Here is a 24,901-nt window from a genome sequence, read left to right on the forward strand (position 1 = left end):
ACTGGTCGACTTCAGCCGGATGCGGGCGGGTCGACCATTCGGACCAGCCCGCAGCGGGCCCGACCGGGCCAGCGGAACTGGACCGAACGACCGAACCGGGCGATCTTCGCCGTCCGCCCCGGTGCCGGGGGCGAAGCGTACCCAGCCGGCACGGCCAGCACGGCAAGACGGACATGCCGCATCTGTCCGGTGCCGACGATCCCGGGCCAGGCTGCCGACGAGTGCCCGGTTGACCAGGGAAAAGTGTGGCGCAGGCCACCGATCCGACCCGCCCCATTCAGCTCGGTGTTACCTAACCTCGGCGGGTGCCTCACAGGGAACAGACTGATCGTGGACAGGACAACGGAGCGCAGGCTGACCGTTCGGCCGATACTGCCTCCACCGAACAGGCAACCGGCCGGCACCGGGCCGTAGCGCCGCGCCGGCTGCGCCGGACCCGGGCGCTGCTCTCCTCGGGCCCGTTCCGGGTCGGCTCGGTCGCCGCGCTGGCCTGCTGCCTCGGCGCCGTGGTCTTCGTCGAGTCGCAGACCGCGAGCACCCCGGCAGACCCGGCCCCGGCCAACCTGCTCGCCGAGCGTGCCGCCAGCGCCGAACGCCAGCCCGCCTCCCGGGCCACCGAACGGGCCCCCGCGCCGACCCCGACCGCCACGCCGAGCAGCACCCCCGCTGCCACGCCGACCGCCCGACCGTCCGTGGCCCGGACCACGGTCGCCCGGGCGAGCAAGAAACCCGCCAGGCCGAGCCCGGTCGCCGGGCTCACCCAGACGCAGATGGACAACGCGCACACCATCGTCCAGGTGGGCGTGAAGATGGACATCCCGCGCCGCGGACTGGTGGTCGCGATCGCCACCGCCATGCAGGAGAGCAACCTCTACAACCTGGCCAGCGGCGTACTCCCGGAGTCGCTCAACCTGCCGAACCAGGGCGTCGGCTACGACCACGACTCGGTCGGGCTGTTCCAGCAGCGACCCAGCTCCGGCTGGGGCACCGTCGCGGACCTGATGCGCCCGGCGTACGCGGCGGAGCGGTTCTACGCCGCCCTGCTCCAGATCCCCGGCTGGCAGGAGATGAGCGTGACCGCCGCCGCGCAGGCGGTACAGATCTCCGCGTTCCCGGACGCGTACGCCCAGCACGAGGAGCGGGCCGGCACGGTGGTCGGCGCCCTGGTCTGAGCGGTACCCGCCGGGCAGCGGTCGGTCAGTAGCGTCGCCACTCCGCGCGGGCGTACTCCAGCACCCGTGGGTGCAGCAGGGTGGAGGGCGGCAACTCCAACCGGTGCCGGTCCGGCGGGAAGGTCATGGCGGCCCGCAGCGTCCCGGAGTCCAGATAGCGCAACGGCGGCACGTCGGCCGGCAGCCCCAGCGCCGGAGCCGTCGGCCCCGGGGCGGCGAGCAGGAACCCCCAGTCGCCGAACGAGGGCACGTCGACGTGGTACGGCACCGTGGCGAACCCGGCCGACCGCAGCGACGCCGCCACGCACCAGTACGAGCGGGGCGCGAAGTACGGCGAACCCGCCTGCACCACCACCCGGCCCCGCTCGGCGACGGCCGCCCGGACCAGCGAGTAGAACTCCACCGAGTACAACTTCGCGGTCGCCGTCTCGTCCGGGTCCGGCAGGTCCACCACCACCGCGTCGAACCGGTCCGGCTGGGCGCGCAGCCAGCCGAAGGCGTCGGTGTTGACGATCCGGACCCGGGGATCGGCGAAGGCGTCGGCGTTCAGCGCCCGCAGTTGCGGCTCGGTCCGGGCCAACCGGACCACCGCCGGATCCAGCTCCACCACGGTCACCGAGCCGACGTCGGGATAGCGCAGCAGTTCCCGTACGGCCAGCCCGTCGCCGCCGCCGAGGACCAGTACCGAACGCCGGCCGCCGGCCAGCACCGGATGCACCAGTGCCTCGTGGTAGCGGTACTCGTCGACCGAGCTGAACTGGAGGTCCCCGTTGAGATAGAGCCGCAGGTCGGTAACGCCCTGCGAGACCAGCGGCACCGAGCGGGTCAGCACGATCTCCTGGTATCTGCTGCGCTCGGCGTGCACCACCGGATCCCGGAAGAGCTGCTGGCGGGCGGTCACCTCGAAGTCGGCGGCGGTCAGGTAGGCGTACCCGAGGATCAGGCCGACCGCGACGGTGCCGGCGGTCAGCGCGAGCCGGACCCGGGCGGTCAGCTCGCGCCGGAACACGGTGCCGACCAGCGCCAGCCCGGCCAGTGCGTTCACCACCCCGACCACCAGTACCCCGCGGAGCTGGCCGAAGAAGGGCATCAGCAGGAACGGAAAGGCGAGGCCGCCGAGGAGCGCGCCGACGTAGTCGGCGGCGAAGAGGTCGGCGACGGCGCTGCCGGCGGACTGCTCCCGGATCCGCTGCAACAGCACCATCAGCAGCGGAATCTCCGCCCCGATCAGCAGCCCGAGCAGCAGGGCGGTGCCGACCAGCGCCGGAGCGTAGAGGTCGAGCCAGGCGAAGGCGGCGTAGAGGCCGAGCACCGAGAGCCCGCCGAAGAGCGCGAGGGCGAGTTCGACGACCGCGAACGCGGCGGCGGCCCGGTGCTGGAACGGCTTGGCGAGCAGCGCCCCGATGCCCATCGCGAAGACCATCACGCCGAGCACGATCGACGCCTGGCCGACCGTGTCCCCGATCAGGTAGCTGCCGAGCGCGACCAGGGCCAGTTCGTAGACCAGGCCGCAGGCGGCGCAGACGAAGACCGCGCCGAGCACCGCCGCCCGGGCCGCCCGCCGCCGTGGCCGGTCCGCCGCGCCGCTCGGGTCGGTGCCGGCGGAGGTGGCCGCAGCGGGCAGGTCGGCCCGGGTCGAACTCATCGCCGGCGACCGCTGCCGCGGCGGCCGTTCCCGGGTGCGACCACACTGTCGGCGCTCAGGCCGCGGCCGGCGGCGGGCTGGACCGGCGACGGATTCTGGTGCCGGCGCTCGAAGACGCCGATCGCCAGGAAGAGGGCGGTGAGTAGGAAGAGTCCGGCGGCACCGAGCAGGAATACCCAGCGGTCGCGCCAGAAGTCGTTACCGGAATCGGGCAGCGGCGAGGGTGCGGCACCGGCCGCCGCCGGAGGCGTCGCCCGGGCCGCCGAACCCGCGCCGGCCTCCGAGACCAGCAGCGGCAGGAAGACCGCGGCCTGGCAGACCGCCCGGCCGGGATCGTCGACGAACTGGTCGGGGTCGACACCGAGTCGGCGCAGACCCCGGTCGAAGTCGACGTGGGCGAAATCGGACGAGCTGGTCACCAGGTACGAGGCGCTGTCACTCGACTCGCTGCTCGCCGAGGTGTACCAGACCGACGCGTCGATCTCCACCCAGCGGGGACAGCGGGCCGGATCGCTGTCCACCGCGACGTTGTCGCCGAGGTTGGAGCCGACGCTCACCGGTGCGGCGCCGTACGACGCTCCGCCGCTGCGCAGCCGCCAGCCGTAGCAGATCTGCTGCGTCGCGTGCGCCTGCCGGAGCAGCGTGACGGTGTCGGTCCGCTCGGCGGGCTCGGGCGGCGCCACCACCGTGCTGTCGTCGCCGGAACTCAGCGCCCCGACCACGAAACCTCCCGTGACGACCAGGCAGACGGCGACCACCAGGGTGATCTTGAGTCGTTTGGCCGTCCTCTCCGCCGCCTTCGCCCGCCCGGCGGCGGCCCAGCGTGCGTTCGCGCTCTGCCTCTGCCCGCCGCCGCCCTTCGCGCCGGCCGCCATCAGCTGATCGCGGCCGCGATGACGGCACCGGTCGCCAGGTGCACCACCGCCGACACCCAGACCGCCGGGTGCGGCTCCGGGTCGACCAGGATCTCGCCGAGCCGGCCCGGGGTGGCCAGGTCCAGCAGGAGGAACGCCCCGCCCATGATCAGCAGACCGAGCAGCCCGTACGCGGCGGTGCTCACGATCCCCTCGACGAAGTCGTCGTGGCTGACCACGATCGCGGTGGTGACGACGATGCCCACCCCGGCCAGGTTGGAGGCGAGCAGCAGTGCGGCGTTGCGGTTGCGGTCCGCCCAGATCAGATCGTGCAGCCGGCCCGGGGTGGCCAGGTCGACCACCAGGTAGCCGACGGCCATCAACACGAGCCCGACCACCCCGTAGGCGAGGGTGGCCAGCAGGTCGGTGGCGAGGGTCGTCAACACATCAGGCTCCGGAGGGATGAGGAGGGGTGGTGGTGGGAGAAGCGGATGGCGGTGCGGGAGGCGGATGCCGTCGCCGGTCACTTGCCGGCCCCGGGACCGCCGCCCCGGACCGAACTGCCGCGCCCCCAGCCCCAGGCGTTGCCGACCGTACTGGAGTAGCGGGGATAGGCGGTGACCAGGCGTTCCAGCAGGATCAGCGAGCCGCCGGCCAGCGGCAGGATCACCACCGAGTCCTCGTCGTAGCGCAGGTAGACGCCGCTGGCGTCGACGTACCGGTCGGCCGGACGCCACGCCCCGGTGATCTCGTCGGCGACGACGGTCGGCGACTTGTCCGAGCGGTACGCGGTCGCGTCCCGGCCGATGTCCTGCGCCGCCGCCCGCGCGTACCGGTCCTGCACGTAGCCGCGCGGGGAGAAGTTGCCGTAGAAGATGGCGAAGCCGGCGACCAGGGCGCCCACCAGGGCGAACGCCCCACCGACCACGAACCACCTGCGGTACGTCATACCGCCGTCACCACCGTTTCCGTCTCGACCAGTTCACCGCTCTGCGGGTACGCGTGCCAGGTGCGCCAACCGATTCCGCCGGTCCCGTCACCGCACGGGTCCGCTCGGCGCGCCACCCGCAGCGCGGTGATCGCGTCCGGGCCGCCGGGAAAGACCCCGACCAGGGCGTACGGGTCGTCGGCGAGATCCCGCCGCAGCCGGGCCGCCCGGGTCGACATCTCCGTCGCCGCCAGCCGCCGCACCCGGGCGGTGAACCGGTAGCCGGTGGCCGGGTCGGCCAGCGTCGCCGGCAGTTCCGGTCGTCGACCGGGCAGGCAGGCCACCGTCTCGATCAGGCCACCACCGGGACCTTCCAGCACCACCTGGTGGGAGGCGCCGAGCAGCCGGAGCTGGAGCCGGGTGCCGGGCCGGCCCAGGTGTGCCAGACCGAGGTCGAGCAGATGGAGCGCGGGCTGTTCCGGGGTGTCCAGCGCGAGGCTCAGCTCGGCGGCGGTGGTGTCCTCGTACGCGGTGTGCAGGGTGACCAGCATCGCTCAGCCGATCCGCCCCGCCGCCGGGTCGTCGGCGCCACCCGTCGACTGTGGATAGATCAGCACCTCGGCCCGGTGCAGCCGGTCACCCGTGCCGACCTCCCAGCGCTCGCTGTCGCCGTACGCCTCGAAGGAGAGCGGCGAGCCGTCGTCGGCGACGTAGTCGTGGTAGCGGACCGTACCGGTCGGGTCGAGTCCGGTGCTGCCCGCCGAGGTGAAGGTGGCCCGCCCCGACTCGTCCCGCCGGTACCGCCGGCCGGCGACCTCCAACTCGGCCGGGCCCGGGATGACGTCGACGTCCGGCAGCGCGGTCCAGAGCACCAGTTCCAGGTCCGGGTCCTCCTCGACCGAGAGCCAGACCTTGCTGCCGTGCGCGTCGTCGAGCAGGTGCTCCGCCCAGCCCCAGGCGCCCTCCCGGAACCTGAGCGTGCCGCGAACGCCGTAGGAGGTGTGCCGGATCTCGACCAGGTCGCCGGGCTTGAGGGTACGCGGATCGCCGCGCAGCGCGTCGGCGTCGTCGTCGACGCTCCGGAACGGATCGCGTACCGGTGTTCCGGCCGGTCCGGCGGCCCGCTTCCGGGCGGTACGCAGCGCGACCACCGCCACCACCACGCCCGCCGCCGCGATCAGCAGACCCGCCGCCGCCACCAGGTACGCCGTTGCCCCGTCCAACGCCCGTGCTCCTCTCGATCCCCGCTGGGCGCCGACGGTAACAAGGCGACGCACGTCGCCGGTAGTCCATGATCGAAGATGGAACCGGGGCGGTACGGTTCGCCGCCGGGGCGCGGAGCCGCGCTCAGCCGGTCGGGGGTCGGCAGGGCGCCATCCGGTGTCGCGATCCGGTCGGGCGGCCCCGAGATCGGCCCGGGCCCGGCCGCCTCACGCTGTCCCTGGTCGATCGGCAGGGCAGCCGTGCCGATCCGGTAAGTCGTTCGGCCTGCGGGCTGGTCAGCGGTGTTTCGGCAGCACCACGATCTGCCCGAAGAACTCGTCGATCCGCCGGATGACGTCGTTGAAGTCGTCCAGGTCGATCGGCTTGGTGACGTATGCGTTGGCCCGCAGGTTGTAGCTGCCGAGGATGTCAGTGTCGGCGTTGGACGTGGTCAACACGACGATCGGGATGGTCCGCAGGTTGTCGTCGCTCTTGACCTTGTTGAGCACCTGCCGACCGTCCATCCGGGGCATGTTCAGGTCGAGCAGGATCATGTCCGGCCGGGGCGCGTCCCGGTGCCGTCCCTCCTGGTACAGGAACTCCATCGCCTCCTGGCCGTCACCGACCACGTCGATCGACTTGGGTACCTCCGAGGTGGCCAATGCCTCCTCGATCATCAAGACGTCGCCCGGGTCGTCGTCGACGACCAGGATGCGTACGGGGTTCGACTCGGCTGCGTCCACGGCATACCTGTCTCTGGTCGTCGGGATTGTCGGGGCGGTGGCCCGCGCCACGAGCCTGTGGTCTGGTCTCCGGCAGTTGGCGACCGTCGACGCGGCGTGCGAACTCTAACCGATCAACGGTCGCGCAAGGCGGCCGGGTCATGCTGTTCCTGGTCATAACGGAGCAAGTCGTCCAGCCCACTGATTCGCAATACCCGCTCGACCCGCCCCGTGGCACCGGTCAACCGAAGCCAGCCCCCCCGAGCGGCCGCCCGGTCGTCTCCCCGGACGAACGCGGCCAGACCACTGGAGTCGCAGAACGTGAGTTCCGCGAGGTCGACAAGGAGGCGGCGGTGCCCGTCGTCGACCAACTCGTCGATCTCCGCGCTGAGCGTCGGCGCGGTGGTTATGTCGAGTTCGCCCCCCAGGTGGAGGCGCACCAGCTTCGAGTGCACCACATGCCTGACGGAGAAAACCACACCCGCCTCCGTACGTTCAGCAGCCAATACTTGCAGTCAAGCAAGTATACGCATCGACTAGATCTACATCGAGGACCGGTGTGGCCAGAGGCTACCGGTGTGGTGGCCCGGCCGTCGCGTCCTCCGTCCACCGCCCCGCGAGCGCGGTTTGCCGGGCATGGCCGGGGGAAGGCGCGCACCGGCGGGCAGCCGAATACGGCCTGGTCAGAAAGGGGCGGAGGCATGGCGGATCGGAGCATCCCGACGGTCACACTCCCCTCCGGCGAGGCGATTCCGGCGTTCGGTCAGGGCACCTGGGGAATGGCGGAGGACCCACGGCGGCGGGACGACGAGATCGCCGCACTCCGCACCGGGGTGGACGCCGGCCTCACCCTGATCGACACCGCCGAGGTGTACGCCGACGGCGGCGCGGAGGAACTGGTCCGGGAGGCGCTCGGCGACCGGCGCGAGGAAGTCTTCCTGGTCAGCAAGGTCTCCGCCGAGCACGCGGGCCTCACCGGAACCGCCGACGCCTGCGCCCGCAGCCTGGAGCGGCTCGGCACCGACCGGATCGATCTGTACCTGCTGCACCAGCGCGGCGACGCGCCGCTGCCGGAGACCGTCGAGGCGTTCACCAGCCTCATCACCCAGGGGCTGATCCGGCACTGGGGCGTGAGCAACTTCGACGTACCGGACGTGGTGGAACTCGCCGCCATCCCGGGCGGTACCGCCGTGGAGACCGACCAGATCCCGTACAACCTCGTCCGTCGGGGCGTCGAGTGGGATCTCCTCCCCCGCTGCCGCGCCGCCGGCCTGCCGGTGATGGCGTACTCGCCGCTGGAGCGGGGGCGGATGCTCGGGCACCCGGTACTCGCCCGGGTGGCGCGGCGGCACGGCGCCACCCCCGGACAGGTGGGACTGGCCTGGCTGCTCGGTCAGGACGGGGTCTGCACCGTGACCAGGGCGAGCACTCCGCAGCACGTCCGGGAGAACCGGGCGGCGGTGGAGCTGACCCTCACCGAGGAGGACCTCGCCGAACTCGACCGGGCCTTCCCGGCACCCGACGGACCCGGACCGCTCGAACTGTCCTGACCGACGGCGGTTCAGACGGCTTTCAGCCGGGCCGGCTGGCGGGTCGGTTCGACGCCCAACTCGTCCGGCCGGGCGGCGTCCTCCGGCGCACCGCTGTCGGGCGGCTGAAAGAGGTAGCGGACGAACTCGCCACTCGTCTCGTTCTCCTCGGAGCCGGGCCACTGACCGACGGCGTCCACCCCGATCACCTCCCGGCCGCCCTCGTCGGTCTCCTCCAGCAGTGCCCAGAGCGACACCGGGTAGCAGCGGGTGGTGTCCGGGGCGAGCCGCCAGCGGGCGTACCAACCGGGCCGGGCAGGGACGATCTCGACGATCCTCTTCACGGTGGCCTCCTCCGGCGGTACCTGGTCGTCCCGGACCAAATATCTGAAGGTCCCGGGCCAGCCCGATCATCGACGGCGGTCGGGTGAGTCCCCCTCACCCTGCCCGGATGAGCTGCCGGAAGCCGGGGGCCCCGATCCGGCCGCGTTTCGTCGATGCCCGGTCGGGAAGGCGGTTGGTCGCACCGCGGGGCGTACGGTCGGCCGGCGCGCGCGGCGGCCCGGCCCCGCCCGGTGGTGGCGAGACGCGGAGCGAGCCGAGGTGGGCCCGGGATCGACCGGCAGGTCCGGTACGAGTCGGGCGCACGACGACGAGCGCAGCGAGGAGACGGCATGAGCGGGAAGCAGATGGAGGGCGACAACCAGCGGCGCCGGACCCTGGCCCGGCAGGCCCGCCAGCGGGGCCGGCGACCGAGCGAGGTCGGCGCGACCTTCGGCGCGGACAGGCAGCTCACCAGCCTCGACCGGGGCCGTCGGGACGGGCCGCCACCGGCCGGTACACACAAGCCGAACGCCGAGCGCGGCGGTCCGACCACTGCGCCGCCGGCACCGGCCGATCGCCCCATGCCGGTCCCCGACGAGCTGGTCGGCACGACCACCGCCGAGGTGCCGGTGATCGCGTACCGGGATCTCGTCTCCGACATCGGGCGTCGGGCCGGCGTCGACTTCGAACAGGCCCGCGCCGCCGCCGGAGCCACCGTGGCGGCGCTGGCCCGGACGCTGGACACCGCCGACCGGCAGCGGCTGCTCGACGCCGTACCGAACCAGTTGCACGACGACGGCTCGATGACTGCCGGCGACCGGCGCCGCGACCTGGCCGGCTTCCTCGACGAGGTAGCCCGGTTGACCCATCGCAGCCCGGAACAGGCCCGGTACCAGGCGCAGGCGACGTTGAACGCGCTCGCCGCACAGGACGGCGGGCTGATCGACTCGTTGAACCTGCCGCCGGAGCTGCGGGACCTGCTCGGTCCGTCACCGGCGGGCGGCGGACTGGTCGACCCGGTCGGCGCCACCGCCGCGCTGACCGACGACGAACTCCGGGACGCGCTGGCGACCCTCCCCTACTGGTCCGGGGACCGGCGCGGGCTGACCCGCACCATCGAGTTGCCGCCGGAGAACCTGGACCGGGTGCTGGGCCGGCTGGCCCGGCTCCGGCCGGAGACCGGGCGGGGGCCGACGATCGGCCGCGAGTCACCGCAGTCGGCGGTGCTCACCGTCCGGACCCGTTCGCTCGACGCGGTGACCGCGCTGGACGTGACGCTCGCGCACCAGATCGACGACGCCATCGACGAGGTCGGGGCCGGGATGGCCACACCGCCGCCGGAACGGCCCCGGGGCCCCCGCTTCGGTCCGTGAGGTGCAAGGAAGGGCCCCCGCATATACAAAAAACGCTATGCGGGGGCCCTTCCTTGCACCTGTTGGGCTGGCGCCGTCAGCGGCGGGCCGGCAGCTCCGGGGAGGCGCTCTCGAGCGGTACGGCGTGTGCCGGCACCAGCCCGAGTTGGATCGCCTGACGGGTGAAGGCCGCGTCCAGCAGCCAGTCGGCACTGACCCGGGCCCGGTTCGCCGGCATCGCGATCAGGTGATAGCCCCGGGTCACCGCCTTGGCGGGCAGCCCGGAGAGCGGCACGTGCACCGGGTTCGCCGCCGCGTCGGTGCCGCCGAGATCCACCACGAACCCGAGGTCGTGGTGCCGGTACGGCCGCCGCTTGCCCTGCCCGTACGAGGCGGCGACGTTGTGCGCCGCAAGCTTGCCCTGCCGCTGGGCGTGCTGGGCGGTCATCGCCGTCACCTCGCCCGGCCGGGTCAGGTCGGGTACGGCGGCGGCGTCCCCGCAGGCGTAGACGTCGGGGAAGCCGGGCACGTTGAGGAACTCGTCGACCACCAGCCGCCCCTTCTCGGTCGGCAGTCCCAGGTCGGCCACGAGCGGGTCGGGGCGGACGCCGACACACCAGATCAGCGAGCGGGTCGGGACGTACTCGCCGTCGCTGAGCCGTACCCCGTCGGCCGTCGCCTCCGAGACGGTGGTACCCATCCGGACGTCCACGCCCCGCGCGTCGAGGACCCGGCGGGCGGTCTCCGACATCCGCCGGTCGAGTTCCGGCAGTACCCGCTCGGCGAGATCGAGCAGCATCCACCGCGGCCGTACGCCGAGCCGCGGATGCTGGGCGGCCAGCGCGTCGGTGAAGAGCTGGCCGTGCGCCGCCACCTCGGTCCCGGTGTAGCCGGCGCCGACCACCACGAAGGTGCTCCGGGCGTCCCGCTCGGCCTCGTCGTCGGTCGCCTCGGCCAGCTCGACCTGGCTGACCACGTGATCGTGCAGGTAGAGCGCCTCCGGCAGGCCCCGGAACCCGTGCGCGTGCTCGGTGACCCCGGGGATCGGCAGCAGCTTGTTGACGCTGCCGACCGAGATGATCAGCCGGTCGTAGTCGAGCTGCCCGGGGTCGCCCTCGGCACCGTTGTAGTCGACCCGCTTCGCCGCCAGGTCGATGTGCTGCGCCTCGCCGATCACCACCCGAACCCCGTCCAGGGTGCCGGCGAGGGAGACCGACACCCGGCTCGGCTCCAGGATCCCGGCCGCCACCTCGGGCAGCAGCGGCAGGTAGAGGAAGAAGTCGGTCGGGTTCAGCAGCACGACCTCGGCCCGGCCGTTGGCGATCCGGGACAGGCTCTTCGCCGCGTGGTAGCCGGCGAACCCGGCCCCGACGATCACAACGCGCGGTGTGGTCATGAGAACGCCCGTTCCCGGGCATCGGCCGGGCAAACCCACCGGTGGGCGTACCTGGCGGACCGGGCCCGAGCGGTCGGGACGGGTCGGGACGGCGGCAAACCGGGCGAGAAAGACGATCATGCCCGTTGACAGCCACGGCTCGCATTGATGACGATGCCTGGCATGACATCCCAGGACTCCCGAGGCGACGGGCCCACGAAGCCGAGCCGCCGCACGTTCCTGTCCGCCGCCACCGTCACCGCGGCCGCCGCCACGGTCGCCGCACCGCTCGCCACCGGCTCGGCCGCCTCCGCCACCACCGGCGGCGGCTCGTCCGGGCCCGGCCGGCCGATCCGGTCCCAGTCACCCGACCGGGAGCTGCGGGAGCTGCTCCGGGAGATCGACCAGCGGCGGATCGAGGCGATCGTCCGCCGGCTCGCCGAGTTCGGCACCCGGCACACCCTTTCCAGCCAGGACGACCCGGCCCGGGGTATCGGGGCCGCCCGGGACTGGATCTACGAACAGATGCGGGGTTACGCCGCCCGGTCCGGCGGACGGATGACGGTGGAACTCCAGTCGTACGTGCAGGAGCCGGCCTCCCGGATCCCGGTGCCGACCCGGATCACCAACGTGGTCGCCACGCTGCGCGGCGAGACCTCGCCGGAGCGGATCTACGTCGTCACCGGCCACTACGACTCGCGGTGCACCGACGTCATGGACGCGACCAGCGACGCTCCGGGCGCCGACGACGACGCCTCCGGGGTGGCGGTGGCGATGGAACTCGCCCGGGTGATGGCGACCCGGCGCAGCGAGGCCACCATCGTCTTCGCCGCGGTGGCCGGCGAGGAGCAGGGCCTCTACGGGTCGGGGTACATGGCCCGGCAGTACAAGGCGGCCGGCGCCGACGTGCAGGGCATGTTCAGCGACGACATCGTCGGCAGTTCGACGGCGGACGACGGCACCCGGGACCGGCGTACGCTCCGGCTCTTCGCCGAGGGTGTGCCGACGGCCGAGACGCCGGCCGAGGCGAACACCCGGCGCTCCGTCGGCGGCGAGAACGACTCGCCGAGCCGGCAGCTCGCCCGGTACGTCAGCGACGTGGCGGACAACGACAGCACCGGGATGCGGGTCCGGGTGATCTACCGCCGGGACCGCTACCTGCGCGGCAGCGACCACATCTCCTTCCTCGAGCAGGGCTACCCGGCCGGCCGGTTCACCGAGCCGAACGAGGACTTCGCGCACCAGCACCAGGACGTCCGGGTGGTCGACGGCAAGCAGTACGGCGACCTGCCGGAGTTCTGCGACTTCGAGTACATCACCCGGGTCGCCAGGGTGAACGCGGCCGCGCTCTGGTCCCTGGCCCAGGCCCCCGGTACGCCGAAGGGGGTCACCATCGTCACCACGAACCTGACCAACGACACCGAGCTGCGCTGGACCCGGGGCACCGAGCCGGACCTGGCCGGTTACGAGATCGTGTGGCGGGAGACCACGGCACCGGAGTGGACGCACGTGATCCCGGTCGGCGACGTCACCACGGTCACCGTCGACCTGTCGAAGGACAACGTCTTCTTCGGCGTACGCGCCGTCGACCGGGCCGGGCACCGCAGCCCGGTGGCGTTCCCCCGCCCCGGTAGCTGAGCACGGGCGGCGCCGCCTCGCGGGCCGACCGCCGTCACCCCGTCCCGCCCGAAGCGGTCGGCCGCCGGGCGGGACGGGCCGGACCTCACTATGCTCTCGATCGACATGCGTGAGTTCGCGTTCGTGACGCCGGTGGAGGAGAGCGTTCCGTGATCATGGCCTTGCTGCTCGACCTCGCCAACATCGTCGGCGGTTTCCTGCTCGCCGTCGCACTCCTGCGCCGGCTGCCCCGGGTCGGCGACGACCTCGGACGCTTCGCCGCCCGGGTCGCGCCGTTCGGCTGGGTCGTCGGGATCGTCGCGCTGGTGGCGGGCGGCTACTACCTCATCGTCCACCTGGTCTCCGGGCCGCGCCCGTTCCATTTCGAGGTGGTCGGGATCGGCGTCGGCCTCGCCCTGCTCTGGGACCGGCTGACCGGCCGGCAGACCCCGCGCACCCAGGCGAACGGCGCGGCGACCGGGGTCGGCCTGCTACTCGCGATCTTCGGCCTCATCGCGATCATCGTCGGGATCCAGGGCCTCTTCACCCCGCACGGCTGAACCTGCCCGGTCGTTCTGACCCGTCCCGGCCGATCCGGCCACCGTGCCGCCGGGCGCCGGCCCGCCGGCCGGTCACCCGGGCACCGATCACCACCAGGCGGTGCACTGGAACGGTGTGGCGTACGGGAAGGACTGGCCGCAGGCCTGGAACCGGTAGTTGGGGTCGCTGCTGGTGGTCTTCGCCGCGCTGGTCTTGGTCCGGCCGGTGGCGTCGACCAGGAACGGACCGCACTGCACGTGGATGTTCGCGCCGCCGTCGACGCTCCAGTTCAGCCACACCCGGTCGCGGGCGTAGGTGCCCCCGTCGATCATCGCCCAGCCGCGCTGCGCTCCGCCGACCGTACCGTAGTAGAGGCGGACGACGGGGCCGCCGGGCAGCGTCACCGGGGCGACCGCCTGGGTACCGCGCAGCGTGTCCGGGATGTCGCGGAAGCCGTTTGCGCCGCGCTCGCAGTCGGCCGCCGTCCGGGGCGTGGGAGTGGTTGCGGATGCCTGGGGCGTCGCGGCGAAGACCGCGACGAGCGATGCCGTCAGGACGGCCGCCAATACTCGGGTTCTCATCAGGGATCCTCCTGTTCGGATGGGTTCCGCTGGCGAGAACGTAGCGCTGACCGGCTTCAGAGCGACTTCATCCGCGTCGATGCCGCCCACCGGTGCGGGAGACCGGCGGGCGGCTACGGCGTCTTGCGGCGGGGCGCCTCCCGGGCAAGCCTGCGTGGGCGCAGGCGGCTACCGCCTCACCCGGGGCAGGCGGCTACCACCTCACGCGGGGCGGCTACGGCGTCTCGGTACGGGTCAGGCAGAACGGCTTGTCGGCCGGGTCGGTGTAGACCCGGAACGTCCTGCCGCCACCGGGCTGCCGGGTCGCGCCCAGGGCGAGCGCCGCCGGCTCCGCGACGTCGAAGTCCTCGACGACCACGTCGAGGTGGAACTGCTGCGGATGCGCCGGGTCCGGCCAGCGCGGCGGGCTGTAGTCGGCCACCTGCTGGAACAGCACCGGCTGCTCACCGTCGTTGCCGATCATCGCCATGCCGTCGGCTTCGTAGGTGACCGGCTTGCCGAGCAACTCGGCGTAGAAGGCGCTGAGCACCTTGGCGTCGGGGCAGTCCAGCATCACGCCCATCAGGGTGGTGTCGGGGTTGTCCGCCTTCAGGCAGAGGTCCAAGGGATGCCCGGCCGGATCGGCCACCGTGTACCACGTCTCGGTCTTGGCCAGCAGGGTCCCGCCGAGGCCGACGGCCCGGTCGAGGGCGGCGTCGAGGTCGGGCACCCGCAGGTCGAGATGGGCCTGCTGTGGCCGCTCCTGGCCGGGCCAGCCCGGCGGTTGGTGGTCCGGAGCCAGTTGGAGGCCGATCTGCCAGCCGTCGGGCGTGTCGAGCGTGATCCAGTCGCCGTCGACGTCCGACGCCACCCAGCCGGCCAGCCCCCGGTAGAACGCGGCAAGGCTCTCGATGTCGGGCGCGTCGAGCACCACCATCTCCAGCTTTCCGATCATCATGCACTCCCTGGTCTCGTCGTCCGCCGCATCCTGTCGGCCGGGTACGACAAAACCGGCTACCTCTCTTCCTCGTCGTCGCCCTCCTCGCCGCCGCCGGGGTCCCGCCACCGTTTCGCGCTCGGTCCGGTGCGCTCGGCGTCGAACGGGTTCTCGGTCGCCTCGTCGGTGTGTTCGAAACTCGGCCGGCGGACGTGTTCCGGATCGGGTACCTCCACCGGCCGGGCACCGGACCGCTCCGGCGGATAGTCCCCGACCGTTTCCCGGGCACCCTGGGCACCCTGGGCCGTCGGCGGCTCGGGCGTCCTACGGTCACGGTGCATCTCGTCCCGGATCCGCTGCGGCGGCTCGGCGGCCCGTTGCGGCAGGTCCCGGCCGAGGTCGGCGACGAGCGGGCCGTACTTGGCGTCGAAGGCGGGCCGCTCCGACCGGATCTGCGGCAGTCGGTCGAAGTTGCGCAGCGGCGGCGGGCAGGTGGTGACCCATTCGAGAGAGTTGCCGAAGCCCCAGGGGTCGTCGACACCGACCAACCGGCCGAACCGCCACGACTTCCAGACGTTGTAGATGAAGAAGAGCGTGGAGGCGCCCAGGACGAACGAGCCGATGGTGGAGACGGTGTGCAGGGTGGTGAAACCGTCGGTCGGCAGGTAGTCGGCGTACCGGCGGGGCATCCCCTCGTTGCCGAGCCAGTGGTGCACCAGGAACGTGACGTGGAACCCCACGAACATCGTCCAGAAGTGCACCCGGCCGAGTCGTTCGTCGAGGAGCCGGCCGGTCATCTTCGGGAACCAGAAGTACACCCCGGCGAAGGCGGCGAAGACGATCGTGCCGAAGAGCACGTAGTGGAAGTGGCCGACCACGAAGTAGGTGTCGTGGGTGTGGAAATCCGCCGGCGGACTGGCCAGCAGCACCCCGGTCAACCCGCCGAAGAGGAAGGTGACCAGGAACCCGATCGAGAAGAGCATCGGCGTCTCGAAGGTCAACTGCCCCTTCCACATCGTGCCGATCCAGTTGAAGAACTTGAGCCCGGTCGGTACGGCGATGATGAAGGTGAACGCGGAGAAGAACGGCAGCAGTACCAGACCGGTGGCGAACATGTGGTGCGCCCAGACGGTCATCGAGTAGAGGAAGATGACGACGATGGCGAGGACCATGGTCTTGTACCCGAACAGCGGCTTGCGGCTGAAGACCGGGATGATCTCGCTGATGATGCCGAAGAACGGCAGCGCCACGATGTAGACCTCGGGATGGCCGAAATACCAGAACAGGTGCTGGTAGAGGATCGGGCCGCCGTGGTCGGCGGCGTAGACGTGCGCGCCGAGTACCCGGTCGGCGAGCAGGGCCAGCAGCGTCGCCGCCAGCAGCGGGAAGACGACGATCACCATCAGCGCGGTGATCAGCATCGCCCAGGTGAAGAGCGGCATCCGGAACATCGTCATGCCCGGCGCCCGCAGGGTCAGGATGGTGGTGATCAGGTTGACCGCGCCGAGGATGGTGCCCAGGCCGGAGATCACCAGACCGACCACCCAGAGGTTGCCGCCGATGCCCGGGGTGTGCTGGTAGAGGCTCAGCGTCGGGTACGCCGTCCAGCCGAAGTCCGGCCCACCGTTGGGCACTATGAAGGCGCCGAGCACCAGCAGGCCACCGAACAGGTACAACCAGTACGCCAGCGCGTTGAGCCGGGGGAACGACACGTCCGGGGCGCCGATCTGCAACGGCACCAGGTAGTTGCCGAAGGCGAACGCCAGCGGGGTGGCGAAGAGCAGCATCATGATGGTGCCGTGCGAGGTGAAGAGTTGGTTGTACTGCTCCGGCGAGAGGAACTGCATCCCCGGGCGCGCCAGTTCGGCCCGCATCAGCAGCGCCTCGACCCCCGCCGCGATGAAGAAGGCGAACGACGTCGTCAGATAGAGCAGCCCGATCTGCTTGGCGTCGGTGGTGCCGAGCAGACGGATGAGTCGGCTGCCCCGCACCGCCTCCCGGACCGGCCCGGGATACCCACCCGAGCGTGCGGGGGCCAGGATCAGCCGCCCGGGGTCCTGTCCGGGTTCGGTGGTTACCCGTTTCCGCATCGCGGCTCATCCCATCGAAGAACGCAGTGGCAGGGCGAGTGGCTCCGGCGCCGGGGCGCGGCGTACGGAGATGCTGGCGGCGAGCCCGGACAGCTCAGCCGGCGGGCTCGAAGACGACCCGTACACAACCGTCGAGCTTCTGCTTGAACATGTCGTAGCCGCGCGGCGCCTGGTCCAGCGGCATGGTGTGCGTCGCCAGGTGCTCGGTGACCAGCTCGTCCCGGGCCATCCGTTCCAGCAGCATCGGGATGTACCGCTGGCCGTGCTGCTGTGCGCCACGCAGGGTCAGCCCCTTGTTCATCAGCGCGCCGAGCGGGAACTTGTCCACCATGCCGGCGAAGACGCCCAGGACGAAGACGCTGCCACCCTTGCGGCAGTGGTAGATCGCCTCCCGGGCCGCCACCGGGCGGTCGGTCTCGATCCGGAGCTGCTGCTTCACCTGGTCGTACCAGAGCTGCGGACCACCGCTGTGCGACTCCATGCCGACCGCCTCGATACAGACGTCCGGGCCCCGGCCGCCGCTGCGTTCCAGCAGTTCCCCGCCGAGGTCCTGCCGCTCGTAGTCGAGCGTCTCCACGCCGAGGTGCCGGCGCGCCATCTCCAGCCGGTCGTCCAGCCGGTCGATCACGATGACCCGGTCGGCGCCGAGCAGGGTGGCGGCGCGGGCCGCCATCTGCCCGACCGCCCCGGCGCCCCAGATCGCCACGACGTCGCCCGGTCGCACGCCGCCGAGGTCGGCGCCCATCCAGCCGGTCGGCGCGGAGTCGGAGGCGAAGACGGCCCGCTCGTCGCTCACCCCTTCCGGGACGGCGAAGGCGCCCTGGTCGACGTAGGGCACCCGGATGTACTCGGCGTGACTGCCGGCGAAGCCGCCGAGCGCGTGCGAGTACCCGTAGCAGCCGCCGGGTGCGAATCCCCAGACGTTCTCGGTGATCGCCGGGTTGGTGTTGCCGTTGTCGCAGAGCGAGTACTGCTGCTGCTGGCAGTACCAGCACTTGCCGCAGGAGACGAAGGAGCAGACCACCACCCGGTCGCCGACCCGGTGCTTGCGCACCTGCGAACCGACCTCGACGATCTCACCGAGGAACTCGTGCCCGATGACGTCGCCGCGCTCCATGAACGGCACGTACCCGCCGAGCAGGTGCAGGTCGGACCCGCAGGTCACGGTCTGGCGCACCCGTACGATGGCGTCCTGGTCGTTGCGGATCTGCGGGTCCGGCACCTGCCGTACGGCGAGTTCGTTGGCTCCTTCCCAGACGAGTGCCTTCACAGCCGCCCCTCCCGGCGCCCGTGCCGGGTGACCATCTGGAGTGGCCGGTTCAGCGGGGTCGTCTCGGTGGTCGGCGGATGGTCGGGGTGCAGCACCTCGCTGGTTTCGATGAGTTGCTTCGCCTCCCGCAGCGCCGCCCGGATCGCCTGCTCGGGGTCGCGGCCCATCGCCCGCCGCACGGCGTCGGCGGCGGGGAGCCGGGCACCGTCCCTGAGCCGCACCGCGATCTCGGTACCCCGGTCCCCGGCCGCCGGCCGGAGCTGGATCTCCACCGCGTCGCCGAGCCCGGTCAACGGCTCGGGTAGCTGACCGTCCGCACCGATCTTGTCGACCGGGCGGTTGACCGTGGCGACGTGCCAGCGGGGTTTCCGGCGGCCGACCAGGCGCTGCGGCCAATGGCCGCCGCCCTCCTCCGACCTGCCGAGCAGCCGCCGGGCGACGAATCCACCGGCGACCATTGCCGCCCCTGTGACCAGCCACCTCATGTGTCGGCCCCCGTCGACGTCGAATGCTGACGCGGGGCGTCGCGGTGGAACAGCGAACCCCACTGGGCAAACCATCTCACAACGGACGCATGACGCAGGGTGGATCCGGATAGTTCGCCGCCGCGATCCCGCCAGGGGTGCGGGCAGCGTCTCAGGGGACGCCCGGACCGGAGTCGAGGTCGCCGAGAACCTCTTCGATCGTGTGCCGGGCCTCGGTCGCGTACCCGGGTGCCCGGTCCCGGTAGTAGGGAAGCGCGATGAGTGCGATCGACAGCGCCCGGCCCCGAGCGCGCCGCCAGGTGGCATCGTCGACGTCGACCGCCACCCGGAATCGGTCCCGGACGCCGGAGGGCAACAGGTTCCAGGCCACGATCAGGTCACACGCCGGGTCGCCGACGCCCACCGTGGCAAAGTCGATCACCGCGCTGAGCCGCCCGTCGACGGTGAGCAGGTTGCCCGGCATCAGGTCGGCGTGCACCCAGGTGGGCGGCCCCGCCCAGGCGGGCGCGCGCAGGGCGTCGTCCCAGACGGCGGTGGCCGCGTCCGTGTCCACGCTCCCCCGCAACCGGGCGATGGCGTTGCGGGTCTGCGCGTCCAGCGCCGCCAACGGCCCACCCCGGTACGCCGCCGGCCCGTCCGGCAGCCGGACGGCGCGGAACGCGCGGACGAAGCCGGCCAGGTCGGCGGCGAGCTCCTCCGCGGCGGTGAGCCGGCCGGGCAGCGGGTTGGTGCCGGGCAGCCAGCGCAGCACCGACCAGGTCCACGGGTACTCCTCGGCGGGCTGCCCCACCGCCAGCGGTGCCGGCACGGCGACCGGCAGGTACGGCGCCAACCGCCGCAGCCAGCGGTGCTCCTCGGCCTCCTCGCCGGCCGCCCACGGCACCCGGCACAGCCGCACCACCAGCTCCGGGCCCAGCCGGAACAGCGCGTTGACGGTGCCCGAAGCGGCCACCGGACGCACCGGCAGATCCGCCCACTCGGGAAACTGCCCGGCGACCAGCCGGGCGACCATCTCCGCCGAGATGTCGATCTCATCCTCGTGCATCTTCCGGACGGGCAAGACAGTTCTCCTGGTCGAGGGGCAGACTTGCGGCAGCATCGCCGATCGGCGGATCCCGGGGCAACCGGGTTCGGCTGTTCCCGGCCGTCACGTCGATGCTCCAGGTCACCCGCGCGGGACAGGAGGACCCTTGCCGTCGACCTCGAAGCCGCTGCGCAAGCCCGGCTCCGCCACCATCGGGTTGTTCGACGGTGCCGACCCGACCACGGCACCCGGACGGCCGGCGGAGCGAGGATGACCGGCGACAGCGCGCCGGCCCGTCCCGGTCTGGCACCGGGTTCCCGCTCGCCGGTGGGCACCATGTTCGCGGCGCTCTACGGCGGGTTGACGCCGCATCCGTGGCAGGACCCGGCCGACGGCCGGGACGCGTACGCGCTGTTCTACGAGCGGTCGCTCGCGATGGGCTGGCTCGACGACGTCGGCGGGGTCGTCCGGATCACCGACGCCGGCCTCCAGGAGCGCAGGACCGGGGCACCGGGCCTGTGGGGCATGAACGACGCCGGGCAGGAGCACCCGCTCGCCGTCCCCGGCACGTCCCTGGTCGCCTGGTTCCAGGTGGGGGTCGAGCCACTGCCGGAGGGCCGGCCGCTGCCGGTGCAGCCCTTCCTGCACTGTGCCGGTGACGTGGTCGCCCGGCTCGGCATCCTGGACCTGCGGGCGGTGCAGGTGCTGCTGCCCGTACAGGGCCTCGACCCCGCGTCGTCGCCCCCGGAGTACGCCGGGATGCCGTCGCTGCGCACCGCCGGCTGGTTCGGCACCGGTGCGCCCGGGTCGCGTACCCCGGTCCGGGTCACCCTGGACAGCGGCCAGGCCCCGACCATCACCTCGGCGGCACCGCTGATCCGGGAGCGGATCGGCCGGCTGGACCAGCAGGTGTTCGAGTGCGAGTCGTCCTCCCTGGTCGATCATGACCCGCTGACGACGGCACCGCCGTTCGACGACGCCTCCTGGAACGGCCCGCCCCGGCACCGGGTGACCTTCCACGGCACGCTCGCCGAGTGGTCGCTCGACACGCTCGGCTGGCTGGCCGGCTTCCTCGCCGACCTGGGCGCCGGGCAGGGGGTCAGCACCCCGCTGCTGCTCACCGTCACCCGGCGCTGACCGGGCCATCCTCGGGAGCCCGCCCGGCCGAACCGGATTCTCCCTGGTCACCGTCTCGATATGGTGGGCCGGTGCCCTCCTGAGCAGCCGAGCGCCAAGGGTGTGACCTGGGAGGAACTCTTCTTCGACCTGGCCTTCGTCTTCGCCCTCACCCAGTTCTCGCACGTGCTGCACGACGACCACACCTGGGCGGGCGTCGGCAAGGCTCTGGTCCTCTTCGTGACGGTCTACTGGATCTGGGGCGGCGCCGGTCTCTACACCGACCAGGAGAACGTCAGTATGAGGTCCGGTCGGGTCGTGATCCTCACGCTCGGCTTCGCCAGCGTGCTGCTGGCGATGACCGTTCCCGAGGCGTACGGCGACCGTGGTCTGCTCTTCGTCAGCGCCGCGCTGGGTGCCCGGATCCTGCTGGGCGTCGTCTCGCTGCGCAATCTCCCCCGCTGGCGGGCCTTCTTCCTCAGCCCGCACGGGGTGGTCGTGGTGACCGCGCCGTTGCTGCTGGCCGGTGCGCTGTCCGAGGGTACGGCCCGGATCGTGCTCTGGGCGGTCGCCGCCGCACTCGACGTGTTGAGCCCGTGGTTGGCCGCCCGGACGGTACAGCTCGTGCAGGTGCAGCCACGACACTACGCACACCGCTACGGGCTGTTGATCATTCTCGTGCTCGGCGAGTCGGTGATCCAGCTCGGGATGGCGGCCGTCGAGCAGCCGCTGACCGCCGTCCGGCTGCTGGCCGTGGCGGCCGGGTACGCCCTGATCGCGGCGCTCTGGTGGACGTACTTCGGCTATGGCGTGCAGGCTTTCCGGTCGGCGCTGGAGCGGTCCGGCGCCGAGGAACAGGCACGTCTGCGGCGGGCGATCCTGATCTACTGCCACCTGCTGTTCAGCCTGGCGATCATCGCGATCGCCGACGGACTGGCCGACGTCGTGATGGCGCCGGTCGGGTTGCTGACCGACAGCGAGATGACAAGGCTCGTCGGCGGGTGTGCCCTCTTCCTGGGCACCTTCGCCTACACACACTGGCGGATCCACCGGAAGATCGCCTGGCAGCGGCTCGGCGTGGCCGCCGCCTGCTTCGGCCTGCTGCCGCTGGTGGCACTGCTCCCCGCCCTCGCCGCACTCGGGCTGCTGCTCCTGCTGGTGGGCGGGCTCGCCGCGATGGAGGAGAGCTTCCGGCACCGCCGCGCGGCCGACCCCGGGAGCCCCCCGCGCGACGAGATGGACCGGGGCCCGGTCCACCAGGAGTGACGCCGGTACCCGTGCTGGTCGATGCCGTACGTTGGGTTCCGGGACGGCCGCTGGCGGGCCTGCCTGCCCTGGGTCGAGGAGGCTCTGTGGACCTGCGTCGCCGTCCGCCCCCGGACACCGAACGGCTGGCGTTCGCCGAGATGACGGCCGACGACCTCGACGACATGGCCGCGCTGCTCGGCGACGCGGACGTGATGCGGTACTACCCGCGCGCGAAGGATCGCGCCGAGGCGCTGAGCTGGATCAGGTGGAACCAGGACCTGTACCAGCGGGAGGGGTTCGGCCTGTGGATCATCAGGTTGCGGGAGACCGGCGAATTCGTCGGCGACTGCGGTCTGACGCCGCAGGAGGTCGACGGGGCAGTCGACGTCGAGCTGGGTTACCACGTCCGGGGTGACCTACAGGGTCACGGGTACGCCACGGAGGCGGCGACGGCCTGCCGTGACCACGCCCGCGACCGGTTGGGAGTCGGTCGGCTCATCGCGATAATCCATCCCGGCAACACGCCGTCGCAACGGGTCGCCGAGAAGGTCGGCCTTCGCCCCGAGCGAGCCACCACCGCCCGGTCAGGGCTCCCGGTACGCGTCTACGCGGCCCGCCTGTCGTAGCCCGGCCGGGCCGGTACCGAGCAGAGCCGTATCCAGGTTCACGGGCGGGCCCCGTCGGCGTTCGCCGGACCGGTACGGGCATCCGCGGTCGCTTCCCAGCTCGCCAGCAGCCGGAGGGCCTCGTGAGTCGGCGTGCCGGGCTGGGCGCTGTAGGCGACGATCGTCAGACCGGGGTCGGCCGGCAGCGGCATGGCTTCGAAGCCGAGGTCGAGGCGGCCGACGGTGGGGTGGTGGAACTGTTTGACGCCGGTGTGGTGCAGCCGCACGTTGTGCGCGGCCCAGCGGGTGCGGAAGTCGTCGCTGAGGGTGGCGAGTTGACCGACCAGGTCGGTGAGGGTCTTGTCGTAGGGATCCCGGCCGGCCTCGGTGCGCAGCAGCGCGACCGTGGCGTTGGCGGCGTCCTCCCAGTCGTCGTAGAGGTCTGCGGCGCGAGGGTCGAGGAAGCAGAACCTGGCCAGGTTGACCGGCCGGTCGGGGGTGTCGAAGGCCGGCGCGAACAGGGCCTGGCCGAGCTGGTTGGCGGCGAGGATGTCCAGCCGGCCGTTGCGGACGAACGCGGGGGCGTGGGTCATGGCGTCGAGCAGGTTCCGCACGCCGGGTCGGATCTGCGCTCCGGCCGGGCGCCGCCGGGCCCGCGGGGCGGTGTTGGCCGCGCGGGCGAGATCGTAGAGATGGGAACGTTCGGCGTCGTCGAGCCGCAGGGCGCGGGCGATGGCGTCCAGCACGCTCTCCGAAACGCCGGACAGGTTGCCGCGTTCCAGCCGGGTGTAGTAGTCGGGGCTCACGCCGGCCAGCAACGCGACCTCGGCGCGGCGTAGCCCGGCGACCCGGCGGGTGCCTCCGAACGAGGGCAGGCCGGCCTGCTCGGGGGTGATCCTGGCGCGCCGGGAGACCAGGAACTCGCGTACCTCGTCCCGGGTGTCCATGGTAGCCACGCTACGACCCCCTGCCTCGTCGAGAGGGGTTCTGTCATTACCTGTCTCGGCAGGCCCTCCCTCCGGACGGTGCCAGCGGGTTTCCTGGAACGCGTCACGCCGGGACGCCACTGATCCCGGCGCCGCGCACCACCATCGGAAGGAATCAGCTCTCATGCGAGGAGCAGTGCTCTACGCCCCTGGCGACGTACGCGTCGAGGAGCGTCCGGACCCGACCATCGAGCAGCCGACGGACGCCGTCATCCGGCTGGTCGCCACCTGCGTGTGCGGCAGCGACCTGTGGCCGTACCGGGGCATCGAGCAGGTGACCGAGCCACGGCCGATGGGACACGAGTACGTCGGCATCGTCGAGGAGATCGGCGGCGCGGTCCGCACCGTACGGCCCGGGCAGTTCGTGGTCGGCTCCTTCTTCGCCTCGGACAACACGTGTGAGATCTGCCGGGCCGGCTATCACACGCACTGCGTCCAGCGGCAGTTCGCCAGCCCGACCGGGGCGCAGGCCGAGTACGCCCGGATCACGCTCGCCGACGGCACCCTCGTGGCCACTCCGGACCTGCCGGCCAAGGACCTGATCCCCAGCCTGCTCACCGCCTCCGACGTGCTGGGCACCGGCTGGTTCGGCGCCATCGCCGCCCAGGTCGGCCCCGGCAGGACCGTCGCCGTCGTCGGCGACGGCGCCGTCGGCCTGCTCGGTGTACTCGCCGCCAGGCAGTTGGGCGCGGAGCGGATCATCGCGATGAGCCGGCACGAGCCCCGCCAGAGGCTGGCGCTGGAGTTCGGCGCCACCGACATCGTCACCGAACGCGGCGACGAGGGCGTGGCCCGGATCAAGGAACTCACGAACGGGCTCGGCGCGCACTCGGTCATCGAGGCCGTCGGCACCCAGGAATCCATGATGCAGGCGATCCGCTCCACCCGGCCCGGCGGGCACGTCGGCTACGTCGGCGTCGCGCACGGCGTCGAACTGCCCGGCACCGAGCTGTTCTTCTCCGGCGTACACCTGCACGGCGGGCCCGCCCCGGTGCGCCGCTTCCTGCCCGAACTGATCGAACTGATCTACACCCGGAGCATCGACCCCGGCAGGGTCTTCGACCTCACCCTGCCGCTGGAACAGATTGCCGACGGCTACCGGGCGATGAACGAACGCCGCGCGATCAAGACACTGCTGCGTCCGTGACCGATGCGTCCCTGACCGACCCGGCAAGGGAAACAAACAGAGAATGGCAAGGAGATCTCTCCCTGCCACTCTTAACGTATACCGCACCGGGGGTCTTGCGGCAAGACCCGGGTCGTGGCGCAGAATCGTCGGCCGAGCCACAACCTGCGGAAATGGGGGCCCGAGGTGCGAG

At 72.0% G+C, this 24,901-nt stretch carries 26 protein-coding genes; 9 read left to right on the forward strand and 17 right to left on the reverse strand.

What is annotated here, in order from left to right:
- Nucleotides 1-305: 305 nt before the first annotated feature.
- The gene (locus V1634_RS13165; protein ID WP_331208059.1) at nt 306-1,172 is read left to right on the forward strand and encodes a hypothetical protein; all 867 of its coding nucleotides are present in this window, start codon (nt 306-308) and stop codon (nt 1,170-1,172) included.
- Between the two features lie 25 nt (nt 1,173-1,197).
- Here V1634_RS13165 and V1634_RS13170 read toward each other — a convergent pair whose 3' ends face one another.
- From V1634_RS13170 to V1634_RS13205, 8 genes are all read right to left on the reverse strand, one after another.
- The gene (locus V1634_RS13170) at nt 1,198-2,817 is read right to left on the reverse strand and encodes a polyamine aminopropyltransferase (RefSeq protein ID WP_331208060.1); all 1,620 of its coding nucleotides are present in this window, start codon (nt 2,815-2,817) and stop codon (nt 1,198-1,200) included.
- Complete coding sequence (locus V1634_RS13175; RefSeq protein ID WP_331208061.1) at nt 2,814-3,692, reverse strand: hypothetical protein; 879 nt, start codon at nt 3,690-3,692, stop codon at nt 2,814-2,816. The genes V1634_RS13170 and V1634_RS13175 overlap by 4 nt, the downstream gene beginning before the upstream one ends.
- Nucleotides 3,692-4,114 carry a DUF350 domain-containing protein gene (locus tag V1634_RS13180; RefSeq protein ID WP_331208062.1) on the reverse strand — a complete coding sequence of 141 codons (423 nt, stop codon included), beginning with the start codon at nt 4,112-4,114 and terminating at the stop codon, nt 3,692-3,694. Before V1634_RS13180 ends, V1634_RS13175 begins: the two co-directional genes overlap by 1 nt.
- A gap of 80 nt (nt 4,115-4,194) precedes the next feature.
- Nucleotides 4,195-4,620 (reverse strand): DUF4247 domain-containing protein, encoded by a 426-nt coding sequence (locus tag V1634_RS13185; RefSeq protein ID WP_331208063.1) that lies wholly within the window; start codon nt 4,618-4,620, stop codon nt 4,195-4,197.
- Entirely contained in the window at nt 4,617-5,150 is a 534-nt protein-coding gene (locus V1634_RS13190) for a DUF2617 family protein (RefSeq protein ID WP_331208064.1), read from the reverse strand. Before V1634_RS13190 ends, V1634_RS13185 begins: the two co-directional genes overlap by 4 nt.
- A gap of 3 nt (nt 5,151-5,153) precedes the next feature.
- On the reverse strand, nt 5,154-5,822 hold the full coding sequence (locus tag V1634_RS13195) for a DUF4178 domain-containing protein (protein WP_331208065.1): 669 nt from the start codon (nt 5,820-5,822) through the stop codon (nt 5,154-5,156).
- 276 nt (nt 5,823-6,098) lie between these two features.
- The gene (locus tag V1634_RS13200; RefSeq protein WP_331208066.1) at nt 6,099-6,545 is read right to left on the reverse strand and encodes a response regulator; all 447 of its coding nucleotides are present in this window, start codon (nt 6,543-6,545) and stop codon (nt 6,099-6,101) included.
- Between the two features lie 113 nt (nt 6,546-6,658).
- A complete protein-coding gene (locus tag V1634_RS13205; RefSeq protein WP_331208067.1) occupies nt 6,659-7,003 on the reverse strand; it encodes an STAS domain-containing protein in 345 nt (114 codons plus the stop codon).
- A 222-nt stretch (nt 7,004-7,225) separates the two neighbouring features.
- Here V1634_RS13205 and V1634_RS13210 point away from each other — a divergent pair, with 222 nt between their 5' ends.
- Nucleotides 7,226-8,074: an aldo/keto reductase gene (locus V1634_RS13210; RefSeq protein ID WP_331208068.1), complete on the forward strand. Its 849-nt coding sequence runs from the start codon at nt 7,226-7,228 to the stop codon at nt 8,072-8,074.
- A gap of 11 nt (nt 8,075-8,085) precedes the next feature.
- On the opposite strand, the gene V1634_RS13215 is transcribed toward V1634_RS13210, so the two are convergent.
- Nucleotides 8,086-8,397 carry a hypothetical protein gene (locus tag V1634_RS13215; protein WP_331208069.1) on the reverse strand — a complete coding sequence of 104 codons (312 nt, stop codon included), beginning with the start codon at nt 8,395-8,397 and terminating at the stop codon, nt 8,086-8,088.
- A 330-nt stretch (nt 8,398-8,727) separates the two neighbouring features.
- On the opposite strand from V1634_RS13215, the gene V1634_RS13220 reads away from it, so the two are divergent.
- Nucleotides 8,728-9,750: a DUF2267 domain-containing protein gene (locus V1634_RS13220; protein ID WP_331208070.1), complete on the forward strand. Its 1,023-nt coding sequence runs from the start codon at nt 8,728-8,730 to the stop codon at nt 9,748-9,750.
- A 76-nt stretch (nt 9,751-9,826) separates the two neighbouring features.
- Here V1634_RS13220 and V1634_RS13225 read toward each other — a convergent pair whose 3' ends face one another.
- Complete coding sequence (locus V1634_RS13225) at nt 9,827-11,125, reverse strand: NAD(P)/FAD-dependent oxidoreductase (protein ID WP_331208071.1); 1,299 nt, start codon at nt 11,123-11,125, stop codon at nt 9,827-9,829.
- Between the two features lie 162 nt (nt 11,126-11,287).
- On the opposite strand from V1634_RS13225, the gene V1634_RS13230 reads away from it, so the two are divergent.
- Both V1634_RS13230 and V1634_RS13235 read left to right on the forward strand, forming a co-directional pair.
- Entirely contained in the window at nt 11,288-12,742 is a 1,455-nt protein-coding gene (locus V1634_RS13230) for a M20/M25/M40 family metallo-hydrolase (RefSeq protein ID WP_331208073.1), read from the forward strand.
- Nucleotides 12,743-12,897: 155 nt separating this feature from the next.
- A complete protein-coding gene (locus V1634_RS13235; RefSeq protein WP_331208393.1) occupies nt 12,898-13,281 on the forward strand; it encodes a hypothetical protein in 384 nt (127 codons plus the stop codon).
- Between the two features lie 87 nt (nt 13,282-13,368).
- Here V1634_RS13235 and V1634_RS13240 read toward each other — a convergent pair whose 3' ends face one another.
- The 6 genes from V1634_RS13240 to V1634_RS13265 all read right to left on the reverse strand — a co-directional run bounded on the left by V1634_RS13240 (nt 13,369) and on the right by V1634_RS13265 (nt 19,663).
- Complete coding sequence (locus tag V1634_RS13240) at nt 13,369-13,842, reverse strand: hypothetical protein (RefSeq protein ID WP_331208074.1); 474 nt, start codon at nt 13,840-13,842, stop codon at nt 13,369-13,371.
- Nucleotides 13,843-14,056: 214 nt separating this feature from the next.
- Nucleotides 14,057-14,776: a VOC family protein gene (locus V1634_RS13245; protein WP_331208075.1), complete on the reverse strand. Its 720-nt coding sequence runs from the start codon at nt 14,774-14,776 to the stop codon at nt 14,057-14,059.
- Between the two features lie 59 nt (nt 14,777-14,835).
- Entirely contained in the window at nt 14,836-16,848 is a 2,013-nt protein-coding gene (gene ctaD, locus V1634_RS13250; protein ID WP_331208076.1) for an aa3-type cytochrome oxidase subunit I, read from the reverse strand.
- A gap of 94 nt (nt 16,849-16,942) precedes the next feature.
- The gene (locus tag V1634_RS13255) at nt 16,943-18,118 is read right to left on the reverse strand and encodes a zinc-dependent alcohol dehydrogenase (RefSeq protein ID WP_331208077.1); all 1,176 of its coding nucleotides are present in this window, start codon (nt 18,116-18,118) and stop codon (nt 16,943-16,945) included.
- A complete protein-coding gene (locus V1634_RS13260; protein ID WP_331208078.1) occupies nt 18,115-18,576 on the reverse strand; it encodes a hypothetical protein in 462 nt (153 codons plus the stop codon). The genes V1634_RS13255 and V1634_RS13260 overlap by 4 nt, the downstream gene beginning before the upstream one ends.
- 178 nt (nt 18,577-18,754) lie before the next feature.
- The gene (locus V1634_RS13265; protein ID WP_331208079.1) at nt 18,755-19,663 is read right to left on the reverse strand and encodes an aminoglycoside phosphotransferase family protein; all 909 of its coding nucleotides are present in this window, start codon (nt 19,661-19,663) and stop codon (nt 18,755-18,757) included.
- 234 nt (nt 19,664-19,897) lie between these two features.
- On the opposite strand from V1634_RS13265, the gene V1634_RS13270 reads away from it, so the two are divergent.
- From V1634_RS13270 to V1634_RS13280, 3 genes are all read left to right on the forward strand, one after another.
- Nucleotides 19,898-20,764, forward strand: a complete 867-nt coding sequence (locus V1634_RS13270) for a hypothetical protein (protein WP_331208080.1) — start codon at nt 19,898-19,900, stop codon at nt 20,762-20,764.
- Nucleotides 20,765-20,866: 102 nt separating this feature from the next.
- Complete coding sequence (locus V1634_RS13275) at nt 20,867-22,009, forward strand: low temperature requirement protein A (protein ID WP_331208081.1); 1,143 nt, start codon at nt 20,867-20,869, stop codon at nt 22,007-22,009.
- 86 nt (nt 22,010-22,095) lie between these two features.
- Nucleotides 22,096-22,617, forward strand: a complete 522-nt coding sequence (locus tag V1634_RS13280; RefSeq protein WP_331208082.1) for a GNAT family N-acetyltransferase — start codon at nt 22,096-22,098, stop codon at nt 22,615-22,617.
- A 38-nt stretch (nt 22,618-22,655) separates the two neighbouring features.
- Here V1634_RS13280 and V1634_RS13285 read toward each other — a convergent pair whose 3' ends face one another.
- Nucleotides 22,656-23,543 (reverse strand): helix-turn-helix transcriptional regulator, encoded by an 888-nt coding sequence (locus V1634_RS13285; protein WP_331208083.1) that lies wholly within the window; start codon nt 23,541-23,543, stop codon nt 22,656-22,658.
- Between the two features lie 163 nt (nt 23,544-23,706).
- On the opposite strand from V1634_RS13285, the gene V1634_RS13290 reads away from it, so the two are divergent.
- On the forward strand, nt 23,707-24,729 hold the full coding sequence (locus V1634_RS13290; protein WP_331208084.1) for a zinc-dependent alcohol dehydrogenase family protein: 1,023 nt from the start codon (nt 23,707-23,709) through the stop codon (nt 24,727-24,729).
- Nucleotides 24,730-24,901: the final 172 nt, after the last annotated feature.

The sequence above is a fragment of the Plantactinospora veratri genome (assembly GCF_036421995.1).
Taxonomy (GTDB): Bacteria; Actinomycetota; Actinomycetes; order Mycobacteriales; family Micromonosporaceae; genus Plantactinospora; species Plantactinospora veratri.